Source organism: Streptosporangium sp. NPDC002544 (genome assembly GCF_040295965.1).
GTDB lineage: Bacteria > Actinomycetota > Actinomycetes > Streptosporangiales > Streptosporangiaceae > Streptosporangium.
This window is the reverse complement of sequence record NZ_JBEOWJ010000009.1, coordinates 307274-318330: the sequence shown is the minus strand read 5'-3', so window position 1 is coordinate 318330 and position 11057 is coordinate 307274. Positions and strand designations below refer to the sequence as shown.

Sequence of the window (11057 nt, the reverse complement as noted above, 5' to 3'; positions counted from 1 at the left end):
CCGTCCAGGCAGAGCCGTACGGCGTCGGCGTTGCCCTCGGCCAGCACGTGGGCGCACTCGATCATGCGCAGTGTCTGCCGGAGCGCGCCCTCGGGCCGGTACTGCTCGTCGATGAAGACCGGCAGCACCTGGAGGTTCACCCCGCCTTCGCGCAGCTGCGGCAGCCAGCGCTCGCGGAAGAACGACGCCCACCGCCGAGGAGGTCTGGCGGTGACGGCCATCAGCAGGTCGTTGTGGGTATCGGCGACCACGGAGTCGCGGTGGAGGTCGGCGGACACGGCGGGCCCTTCTGCGTGTACGGCTCTCGTTCACCACGACGGTATCGGCACTTCGTCCCCCGTGCCTCGCGAGGGAGCGTGGGTCAGCGCGTGAAGTGGAAGGCGTCCGGGTCCGGGGCGCCGGTGATGCGACGGTAGGCGGCCGTCGTGCCCGGCCAGTTGTTGGTCACCCGGCCGGCCGCGTTCTTGTACCAGCTCGTGCAGCCCGCCTGCCAGACCATGCGCTCCATGGCCGCCTCCAGGCTCTGCCGCCAGGTGGCCATCTTCTCCGGCCTGACCTCCATCGGCCCGCGCGCGGTCAGCTGCGGCAGACAGCCCATGATGTACCGGACCTGGCACTCGATCATGAAGACGATCGAGCTGTGGCCGAGGTTGGTGTTGGGGCCGTACAGCAGGAACAGGTTGGGGAAGTGCGGCACGGCGATGCCCAGGTACGCCTCCGCGCCGTCCTTCCACTCCTCGGCCAGGTGCCGGCCGCCGCGCCCGGTGACCTGGATGGGAACCAGGAAGTCGGAGGTCTCGAAGCCGGTCGCGTAAACGATCGCGTCGGCCTCGTGGAGTCCGGCGGCGGTCTCCACACCGCCGGGGACGATCCGGGTGATCCGATCGGTGACGACGTCCACGTTGGGGCGGGTCAGCGCGGGATAGAACTTGCTGTCGGCGACGATCCGCTTGCAGCCGACCGGGTAGTCCGGGGTCAGCTTGGCCCGCAGCACCGGGTCGGGGACCTGGTCGTGCAGGTGTTCCAGGGCGCGCTTGCGGAGCGGATCGGAGCTCCAGCCTCCGGCCAGGGCCGGGTAGAGGGCGATCTCCGCGTACCGGTAGATCCACTCGCGGTAGGCGCGCTGCAGGAACGGCACGTAACGGAAGGCGGCCCTGGCGCCGGGGCCGAAGACGGCGTCCGCCTTGGGGATCACCCAGTTGGGGGTCCGCTGGAAGACGTCCAGGTGATCGGCTACCTCGGCGACCTTCGGGATCAGCTGCGCCGCCGAGGACCCGCTGCCGATCACGGCCACCCGCCGGCCGGTCAGATCGACGGAATGGTCCCAGCGGGCGGAGTGGAAAGCCGCGCCATTAAACGTTGACATTCCCGGAATGTCGGGCAAGCGGGGCTGGTTGAGCTGTCCCACGGCCGACACCAGCACGTCGAACAGCTCCTCCCCGGCCGCGGTGCGGACCCGCCACTTCCCCAGCGACTCCTCGAAGACGGCGGCGACGACCGCGGTGTTCAGCCGGAGGTGGGGGCGCACGCCGTACTTGTCGGCGCACCTCTCCAGGTAGCCCAGGATCTCCGGCTGCTCGGGAAAGCGGCGCGTCCAGCTGGAGTACTTCTCGAAGGAGAAGGAGTACAGGTGCGAGGGGATGTCGCAGCCCGCCCCCGGATAGGTGTTGTCGCGCCAGGTGCCCCCGACGTTGTCCCCCTTCTCGAAGATCGTGTACGAGCGGATGCCGGCCTTCTCCAGCTGGATGGCCATGCACAGCCCGCCGAATCCGGCGCCGATGATCGCGATCTTCGGACTCATGCGTACGCCTCCCGGTCGGTGTTGTCACGGCAGCGGTCCCCGATGCCGGCAAGGATCAGGCGCCGGTGGACGTCCTCAAGCTCCAGCTGCCGCCTGCGTCCACGTCTCCCCAACTCCACACCTCTTCATATGCGACAAATACTGGAATAAATACTGGAATCCGCTGCTCCCCCATGGGGTCAGTATCCGCTTACATTAGGTGATCCGTTCGCGCCGGGGAATAGGCCGATAGTCTGCGCGGGTGCCTACGCTTGCCGACATCGTCACAGAGTTGGAATCCCGCTACGACCCACGCTGGGCGGAGTCGTGGGACGCGGTCGGACTCGTCTGCGGAGACCCAGCCGCGGAGGTGCGCAGGATCCTGTTCGCGGTCGACCCGGTGGCCGCCGTCGCCGACGAGGCCCTCGACTGGGGCGCCGACCTCATCGTCACCCACCACCCGCTCTACCTGCGCGGCACCACGAGCGTCGCGGCCACCACCTTCAAGGGCCGCCTGATCCACAAGCTGATCAAGAACGATGTCGCGCTCTTCACCGCCCACACCAACGCCGACGTCGCCGATCCCGGCGTCTCCGACGCGCTCGCCCGCGCCGTCGGCCTGACCGGCCCGCTCGTCCCGCTCATGCCCGCGGCCGACGACCCCAGGCGCGGCCTGGGCCGGATCGGCTCGCTGCCCGCCCCCGTCCCCCTCGCCGAGTTCGCCCGGCAGGCCGCGCGCGGGCTTCCCGCCACGGCGGGCGGCCTGCGGGTCGCCGGAGACCCCGGTCGCCCCGTCCAGCGGATCGCGGTCAGCGGAGGGTCCGGAGACTCCCTGCTCGGGGTGGCCCGCGCCGCCGGGGTCGACGTCTTCCTCACCGCGGACCTGCGCCACCACCCGGCGAGCGAGTTCATGGAGGCCGACGGCCCCGCGCTGATCGACGCCGCCCACTGGGCCACCGAGTGGCCGTGGCTCGCCGACGCGGCGCACCATCTGGCGTCCGCATCGGCCGCCAGGGGGATTACTGTTGAGACGCGCGTTTCCGAGACGGTCACGGACGCCTGGAAAACAACAGCAAAGTGCGAGGATTTCACGTGAAAGCAGCCCCTGCGGCCCAGAAGCGTCTGCTTGACCTGGCCGAACTCGACTCCGCCCTCGACCGGCTGGCCCACCGTCGCCGTACCCTGCCCGAACTGGCCCAGATCGACGAGCTCTCCGCTCGGGTCGCCCGCATCGCGACCCAGGTGATCGCCGCCGAGACCGAGTCCGGCGACCTCGCCCGCGAGCAGACCAAGGCCGAGGCCGACGTCGACTCGGTCCGCATCCGCGCCGAACGCGACCAGAAGCGCCTCGACTCCGGACAGGTCTCCTCGCCGAAGGACCTGGCCAGCCTCCAGTCGGAGATCGCCTCCCTGACGCGCCGGCAGGGCGACCTGGAGGACGTGGTGCTGGAGATCATGGAGCGCCGCGAGGCGGCGGACGCGCAGGTCGCCAAGCTGGTGGCCGAGCGCGACGAGCTCACGGGCACCCGCGGCGTCGCCGAGGACCGCAGGGACACGGTCTTCGCCGAGATCGACAAGGAGAAGGACGAGGTCCAGCGCAGGCGGGCCGAGGTCGAGAAGGACATCCCGGCCGACCTGCTCGCCCTCTACGGCAAGCTCAGGGAGCAGTTCGGGGTGGGCGCCGCGATGCTCCAGGGCGGCCGCTGCCTCGGCTGCCGCACCAGCCTGTCCATCGCCGAGATCAACCGGATCAAGGCCGCCTCCCACGACGAGGTCATCCGTTGTGAGGAGTGCCGCCGGATCCTGGTCCGCACCGCGGAGTCCGGCCTGTGACCTCGTACGTTGTGGAGGCCGACGGCGGCTCGCGGGGCAACCCCGGGCCGGCCGGCTACGGCGCCGTCGTCAAGGACGCCGCCGACGGCCAGGTGCTGGCCGAGACGGCCGAGTCGATCGGCACCCAGACCAACAACGTCGCCGAGTACCGCGGGCTCATCGCCGGCCTGACCAGCTTGCTGGCCCTGGCCGGAGACGGTGCGAAGGTCGAGGTCCGGATGGACTCCAAGCTGGTCATCGAGCAGATGGCCGGCCGGTGGAAGGTCAAGAACGAGGGCCTGCGCCCGCTCGCCCTACAGGCCGCGGCCCTTGCCAGGCGCCTCCGGGTGACCTGGCGCTGGATCCCGCGCGAGAAGAACAAGGACGCCGACCGCCTGGCCAACGAGGCCATGGACGCCGCGGCCAAGGGCCGCACCTGGACCGCCTCGGCTTCCTCCTCTCCCGCCGGGGGAGCGATCGGCGCCTCCGGGACCGCTGTCTCCGGGAGCGGTGCCGCCGGGAGTGGTGCCGCCGCCACCCGCACCGGTGGGGGCCCCGCCGAGGACCTTCTCCTCTTCGACACCGATGACCTCGGCGCCGGTGATTTCGGTGGTGGTGTCGTCACCCGGGAGCCGGCGGAACGGACGGCCATGTCCACCGGGCGCGGCACCGGCTGGCGCTCGCCCACCTCGGTCGCGACCTCGCTGTACCTGCTCCGGCACGGTGAGACGCCGCTCTCCGTCGAGCGCAGGTTCTCCGGGCTCGGCGATCCCGAACTCACGCCCAACGGCATAGCCCAGGGCGAGGCCGCCGCCGCCAAGCTGGCGGGGGAGTCGTACGGCATCCAGGTGATCGTCAGCTCACCGCTGAGGCGCGCCCGTGCCACCGCGGAGATCGTCGCGGCCAGGACCGGTCTTGAGGTCGTCGTCGAGGAGGGGCTGCGGGAGACCGACTTCGGCGACTGGGAGGGCCACACGTTCACCGAGATCCAGCGTCGCTGGCCGGACGAGCTCGCCGCGTGGCTGGCGGACCCGTCCGCCGCGCCGCCGGGTGGGGAGAGTTTCGGGGAGGCGGCGCGGCGGGTCCAGGCGACCGGGGACCTGCTGATCGAGCGCTACGAGGGCAAGACGATCCTCGCCGTTTCCCACGTCACGCCGATCAAGATGCTGCTGCGATTCGCGCTGCTCGCTCCCCTCAGCGCGCTGTATCGCATGCATCTCGACCTGTCAGCCCTGTCCCTGATCGAGTACTACGCCGACGGTCCGGCGGTGGTGAAGGCGTTCAACGACACCTCCCACCTGCGCTGAACCGGCGGTTTCGGGTGGCGGTACGGTGCCGGGCCTCCGGCCGACGATCGGGCCCGATGCGGGAGACGGCCGACACCCGCCTCCCGCATCGGTGCGCGCGTCCACACCCGGTGTGATGGCCGTATCCCATCACACCGGTACGGATCCCGGCAGCGCGCGGGACCGGCCATCCTTGCTCTCATCGTTTTCCCCTGACGCTCGTCTGTCCCGTCCCGCTTGATTCATATTTCAGCGCAGATGACTTGCCGTTCGGTTGGAGCCCACTTGGGACCCGTTAGGCTTGGAACACGGCGGACGAGCCGGCCGGGCGGCCGCGTCGGGTCTCTTCGGAGACCCGCCGAGGAAGGTCCGGGCTCCACAGGGCAGGGTGGTCGGTAACGCCGACCCGGGGTGACCCGCGGGACAGTGCCACAGAGAACAGACCGCCTCCCCTCGCGGGGAGGTAAGGGTGAAACGGTGGTGTAAGAGACCACCAGCGCCCACGGTGACGTGGGCGGCTCGGTAAACCCCACCCGGAGCAAGGTCAAGAAGGGGCGCTCTCCGGAGCGCCCCGCGCGCGACGTTTGAGGGCTGCCCGCCCGAGCCGCGCGGGTAGACCGCTTGAGGCCGCCGGCAACGTCGGCCCTAGATGGATGGTCGCCTCCTCACGCAAGTGAGGAACAAAACCCGGCCTACAGGCCGACTCGTCCGCCCTGTCCTCAACGTCACGGTTGGACGCTCTCGTCTTCGGTGGGGCCAGTGTCGGCCGCGCCGACCTCACCGGCCTCCGATGACCTCACCGAGATTCGCGCCACGATCCGGGATCTGTCGGAGCGGCTCGCGCGGGTCGAGTCGACGTTGGCCGACCGTCGGTAGCGGGGTCATCCCCGGACGTGGCAGCCGGTCACCCGCCGGGCCAGACCCGCTGCCCGGCTCGGCGGGGTATCGCCCAGGCGCATCCGCCGGTCCTCCTGGCGCATCCCGATCAGGACGAACACGTAGCCGACGAACAGGGCCACGCCGAGCACGAGGCCGATGATCAGCGGGAGCGCGGTCACGTCCAGCTCACCCCCGCCTCGGCGATGCCGCGCGGACGGCCCGGCCGTCAATTCGGCGTCCAGCCGCTCCCGCTGTTCCTCGCTCAGCCGGCACGGCCATCCGGCCGCTCCCTTGGAGGCCGGCGCCGCGGTTCCCCCGGCTTGCCAAGCGCGATACCAGCGGCTGGCCGACATCGGCGAAACCCGCAACTGTCGAGCCACCTCGGCTTGCGACATCCCCTGCGCGAACATCTCAGCCGCGCACAGTCGCACCGCCTCACGTCGCGCTCGGTCTTTGGCGGTCAATCCACCGCCTTCTGGATACCTCATAACTCCGGCATACCGAACACGAGGTCATCCAACAGTCATAAATCACCGTCGATGATCTAACCCCCGGGCTTCAACCTCAGTAGCTCTTGACCTGGGGCTCAGCCCACCCCCTTTTAACGATCACATGTAGCCGATTGCCGTCATATGCAGCCGTAGGTCAAAGGTCACGGAACAAGCGCGGGACGATCTTGGAGATGTTTCGCCAGGTCGTCACCAGCAACTCAGCCATTAGGAGCTGTTTGAAGTTCGGATCTAGATGAGGATCGGTGGTTAGCTGCCGTGACTGGTAGAACTCGGATGTGGCGCGCTTTGATGTGACCGATGCCGAGTGGGCTTTGATCGAGCCGCAGCTGCCGCTGGCGGCGACCGGGCCGCTGCCACGGCGGGTGCGCGACCAGTTCAACGGGATCTTGTGGCGGTTTCGCACCGGGTCCAGCTGGCGTGACGTCCCGGAACGCTACGGGTCTTGGTCCACCGTCTACTCCCGGTTCAACTCCTGGGCCAAAGCCGGCGTGTTCCAGGGCCTGATGGACGCGCTGATCGCCGAGGCCGCATCGCGAGGACAGGTCGGGCTGGAACTGGTCAGCGTGGACTCCACGATCGTGCGGGCGCATCAGGACTCGGCCGGGCTGGCGGTCGCCGGGGAAACCCTGGACGCGCTGGAGCAGGCGCTGACCGAGGAAAAGGGGGCTCCGCTTCCCGAGCAGCCGCCGGTGCTGCGGGTGACGCGCCGCAGGCCCCACCCGATGCCGACGCGCCACAGGCGGACGATCGCGCCGCCATCCGGCGACGCCGTGAAGCTCGGGCGGAGGCGGCCGCGCTCGGCCGATCCCGAGGCGGACTGAGCAGCAAGATCCATGCCGTGGCCGATAGCGCGGGGTTGCCGCTGGTTTTCGTGCTCACGCCTGGGCAGGCCGCTGACTGCCCGCAGTTCACCACCGTCCTGGACGAGATCCGCGTGACCGGGCCGGTGGGCCGGCCCCGGACTCGCCCTGCCGCGGTGGCCGCGGGCAAGGCCTACTCCTCCAAGGCCAACCGGGCCTATCTGCGTCGCCGTGGGATCAGCGCGGTCATCCCGGAGAAGAGTGACCAGCAAGCCAACCGGAAGAAGAAGGGGGCGGCCGGTGGGCGGCCCGTCACGTTCGATCCGGAGCGCTACCGGCAGCGCAACACTGTCGAACGCTGCTTCCAGAAGATCAAGACCTGGCGTGGCCTGGCGACCCGCTACGACAAAGCCCCGGAGAGCTACGAGGCCGGACTCTACCTCCGGGGCTCGATCATGTGGTTAAGACTCCTCACCTCAACCACATGATGATCCGAACTTCAAACAGCCCCTAGCTAGGGAACGGCCTTGAGTAGCCAGAGTTCGTTCTCGTCATGACCTGGTTCGAACTGCACCACGCGCGCGCCCGGGTCGGTGGAGGCGTTTGCGACTGCCAGCACCTTGCCTGAGTGCTTGGCGATGAGCCGGTAGACGCCCGCCTCGTGCTCCTTGAGGTACCAGATCTGGCTGGGGCTGCCATTGATGCCCCACTGCATCGCGAAGTCGGAGTTCTGGTTCGCCACGCTGACGTCCAGGGCCTTGCCGGAGTGTTCGGCGATGAACTTGTAGCCGCCATCGGCGGGTTCCAGGTGGAAGATCTGGTTGGTCCGGCCGTGGGGGGTCCACTGGATCACCCAGCCACCGTCGGACATGTCGCATTCCTTGATGTCGAGGGCGAGCCCGGACTTCTTGTTGATCAGGGTGGCTCGGGCCGGGATGTCCATGGGGGGCCTCTCGAACTGGAGCGGTAGGTGGCGGTGCGCCGCCTTGTCTCCATAAGAGACGATTACGCACGGGAAATCACCCTTCGGCCGTGACCGCTTCCGGACAGGGTTCCCGCTGCAGGAAGGCGGCGGTAGCCCGTCGACCACCCTTCCTGGTTGGCCCTCCGCTCACGAACGTGTCCCCAGCCTCCAGGTGGCGGAGTGTACGCGGGGCCGTCCTATGGGTCCGAAGCCTCCGGCCAGCCTAGAGATCCGAACTCCGTACAGGCTCTAGCGGTACGAGTCGACGCCTTCCGCCGGCGCGACTTAACCATGAGGTCGCGGCATGAGAGTGCACGCATCCGCTGTGTTCTCCAGCGTGTCGACCGCGGCAATGCACACGTCATGAGATGGCGGTGAGTGCAGGCATACAGGCCCGTACGACCGAAAACCGCTTGCCTCGCGTGGTGGGCTCAGGGAACGTGGTGTCCATGACGCTCTGACGGACAGCACCCCGCCACTCCGAGATGCCACGGCGCCGACGCGCCCCGCAATGCTGTCAACCCATACCCCTTTGAGGGAAGAGAGCCTTTTTGTCTCAGCAACACTCCCGGCAGGAGTCCCCACTGTCGTCCACCACGGCCATGGGGCCGGCCGCCGTCACCGTGTTCGCCTCCTCCGCGAGCTGGATCGAGTCCGACGCCCTCGCGCAGTGCCACCAGGTGGCTGCCCTCGACGGCATGATGCACGTCGCCGCGATGCCAGATCTGCACCCTGGCAAGGGCGCCCCCATCGGCGCCGCCATGGCATCGACCGTGCTGTACCCGTTCCTGGTGGGCTCCGACATCGGTTGCGGCATCGCCGTGTTCCCCATGAAGCTCAAGCGCGCCGTACCCGAGAAGCTCGCCGCCCGCTTCCCCGACCTCGATCGCGCGCTGGATCCCGAGCAAGATGCCGACGACCCGGCCTGGGCCGTTGTGAAGGGCGATATCCCCGCCGGTCACGTCGAGGGCCTCGGGACGGTCGGCCGGGGCAATCATTTCGTCGAGCTGGCGCGGATCGGGACCGTCTTCGAGCCGGGCCACGCGAGCCGTCTCGGACTCGCTGACGGCGACCTGGTTCTCATCGTCCACAGCGGTTCCCGAGGGCTGGGCGAACGGATCCTGCGGGCGCATACCGCGGTCCACGGCGCGGGCCCCGCCCCTGATCCCGGCGCCTACCTGGCGATGCATGACGACGCCGTACGCTGGGGATCGCTCAACCGGCGGTTGATGGCCGCCCGGGTCGCCCATGCCCTGGGGGCCGAGTCCGCCGAGCCGCTCGTCGACCAGTGCCACAACCTGGTCGAGGTCCGCGACGGGGTCTACCTGCACCGCAAGGGGGCGGCGCCGGGTGACGGCCGCGACGTGCTCATCGCCGGTACGCGAGGCACCCCCTCCTACCTCGTGGCCGCCCACGCCGGGCCTGACGCCAACCATTCCGTCGCGCACGGCGCGGGCCGCAAGATGTCGCGTGCGGACGCCCTGCGCCGGGGCCGGGCCAAGCACACGGTCGAGGAACTGCGCCGCACGCCGGTGGGCTCGCTGGTGGTGTGCGGAGACCGCCAACTGCTCTTCGAGGAGGCGCCGACGGCCTACAAGCGCATCGAGCAGGTGATCGCCGACCTCGTCGACCATGACCTGGCCACGCCCGTGGCCACCACGGTCCCTCTGGTCACCTACAAGACGCCCGACCTCGGGTCCACGCCCCAGCGGGACCAGCGCCGCAAGCGAGGCCGGCAGTGAGCGTCCACCTGCTCCTGTCGGCCGGGCGTGGCCCGCAGGAGTGCGCCTGGGCGCTGGCCCGGCTGCTGCGCCGCCTGGAAGCCGACGCCACCCGGCAGAACCTGGAGACCCATCGGGCCCAGACCGTTCCCGGCGACCGGCCCGATACCTACCGGTCGGTCCTGATCCAGATCGCAGGAGCCGGTGCCGAGGCGTTCGCCGCCTCGTGGACCGGAACCCTGTGCTGGCAGGCCCCCAGCCCGTACCGGACCAACACCGGCCGAAAGAACTGGTACGTCATCGCCCAACCGTGCCAGGTCGACACCCCGCGCACGACGTTCGCGGAGGCGGACGTCGACATCGCCGCCTGCCGCACCGGCGGCCCCGGCGGTCAACACCGAAACAAGGCCAGTACGGCGGTACGGGCGACCCATCGGCCCTCGGGGATCGTCGTCGTGGTCGACACCGAGCGGCAGTTCAGCCTCAACCGTCGCATCGCCATGCGGCTGCTGCGACAGCGCATCGAGGACGGCGACGAGATGGCAGGGCGCGCCGTCACCACCGCCCGCTGGCGCGTCCACGATGAGCTCGTACGCGGCAACCCCACCCGCGTCGAACGCTCGGAAATGCCGAAGCAGGACCTGGCTTCGCAGGAGCAGACGCGCCGACGACCGTGACAGTCCACCCGACCATTATGCGACCGTTGCTTCCTGGGTGAGTGCGCCGCGACAGGGACGTGATCCGCGAGATCAAGGCTGAGCTTCGCACCTGAATCGAGCGGATGAGAGGCATGGACGCCGTCGTCAAGCTCGGCAAGACGGTGAGCGTCAACATCAACGGCGACTTCACCGGCTTCAGCAGGACAACAGGGTCAACCTGCGCCGGGAGTTCTTCCGTGCCACGCCTGCGGAGGTCAGGGATCTGCTGGAGTACCGGGACGTTCCCAAGGCGCTGAAGTGGCGGCAGTCGGTTCACGCGACGGCGGCGGTGGGGGAGGGCGAGGCGCGCGTCTGACGGCATGGCACGAGGGCACATCGGGGGCACACGGCGTTGGAAGACGGTGGAGAGCAGTGGCAGAGGACGGCGGTGTTCTCGCAGGTCAGAGAGTGGATCGTTGAGCGAGTCGTAGGTCGGAGGTGGGCGGGATCAGAATCCGGCCTACAGGCCGACTCGTCCGCCCTTAACCCTCTGACCAGGCGTGGAGCATCCGCCAGGCAAGATCAGGGCACATCTAGGGCACCTTCACCCGAGAGATCATGAAGACGCCCGCCGGCCCCGCTCGGTTCACGAGACCAACCCGTTT

Annotated in this window: 9 protein-coding genes, 1 other RNA gene and 1 pseudogene; 7 read left to right on the top strand and 4 right to left on the bottom strand. The window is 69.2% G+C overall.

Annotation, left to right across the window (positions count from 1 at the left end):
- Together ABT061_RS16775 and ABT061_RS16770 are read right to left on the bottom strand one after the other, a co-directional pair.
- Positions 1–278 (bottom strand): membrane dipeptidase (locus ABT061_RS16775; RefSeq protein WP_350917808.1); only part of this gene is annotated, 278 nt, incomplete at its 3' end.
- 83 nt (positions 279–361) lie between these two features.
- On the bottom strand, positions 362–1801 hold the full coding sequence (locus tag ABT061_RS16770) for a flavin-containing monooxygenase (protein ID WP_350917805.1): 1440 nt from the start codon (positions 1799–1801) through the stop codon (positions 362–364).
- Positions 1802–2042: 241 nt separating this feature from the next.
- On the opposite strand from ABT061_RS16770, the gene ABT061_RS16765 reads away from it, so the two are divergent.
- From ABT061_RS16765 to rnpB, 4 genes are all read left to right on the top strand, one after another.
- Entirely contained in the window at positions 2043–2876 is an 834-nt protein-coding gene (locus ABT061_RS16765; RefSeq protein WP_350917802.1) for a Nif3-like dinuclear metal center hexameric protein, read from the top strand.
- On the top strand, positions 2873–3613 hold the full coding sequence (locus tag ABT061_RS16760) for a zinc ribbon domain-containing protein (RefSeq protein WP_350917799.1): 741 nt from the start codon (positions 2873–2875) through the stop codon (positions 3611–3613). Before ABT061_RS16765 ends, ABT061_RS16760 begins: the two co-directional genes overlap by 4 nt.
- Entirely contained in the window at positions 3610–4899 is a 1290-nt protein-coding gene (locus ABT061_RS16755) for a bifunctional RNase H/acid phosphatase (RefSeq protein ID WP_350917796.1), read from the top strand. The genes ABT061_RS16760 and ABT061_RS16755 overlap by 4 nt, the downstream gene beginning before the upstream one ends.
- A gap of 295 nt (positions 4900–5194) precedes the next feature.
- An RNA gene (gene rnpB / locus ABT061_RS16750) (RNase P RNA component class A) lies at positions 5195–5589 on the top strand.
- A gap of 170 nt (positions 5590–5759) precedes the next feature.
- Here rnpB and ABT061_RS16745 read toward each other — a convergent pair.
- Positions 5760–6221: a helix-turn-helix domain-containing protein gene (locus ABT061_RS16745; RefSeq protein WP_350917793.1), complete on the bottom strand. Its 462-nt coding sequence runs from the start codon at positions 6219–6221 to the stop codon at positions 5760–5762.
- Between the two features lie 323 nt (positions 6222–6544).
- Between ABT061_RS16745 and ABT061_RS16740 the strand changes: the two are divergent.
- Positions 6545–7557 (top strand): annotated as a pseudogene (locus ABT061_RS16740) (IS5 family transposase).
- A gap of 26 nt (positions 7558–7583) precedes the next feature.
- Here the strand turns inward: ABT061_RS16740 and ABT061_RS16735 are convergent.
- On the bottom strand, positions 7584–8012 hold the full coding sequence (locus ABT061_RS16735; RefSeq protein WP_345681519.1) for an RICIN domain-containing protein: 429 nt from the start codon (positions 8010–8012) through the stop codon (positions 7584–7586).
- Positions 8013–8584: 572 nt separating this feature from the next.
- Between ABT061_RS16735 and ABT061_RS16730 the strand changes: the two genes are divergently transcribed.
- Together ABT061_RS16730 and prfH are read left to right on the top strand one after the other, a co-directional pair.
- Positions 8585–9775, top strand: a complete 1191-nt coding sequence (locus ABT061_RS16730) for an RNA ligase RtcB family protein (RefSeq protein WP_350917789.1) — start codon at positions 8585–8587, stop codon at positions 9773–9775.
- Entirely contained in the window at positions 9772–10431 is a 660-nt protein-coding gene (prfH, locus tag ABT061_RS16725; protein ID WP_350917786.1) for a peptide chain release factor H, read from the top strand. The genes ABT061_RS16730 and prfH overlap by 4 nt, the downstream gene beginning before the upstream one ends.
- Positions 10432–11057: the final 626 nt, after the last annotated feature.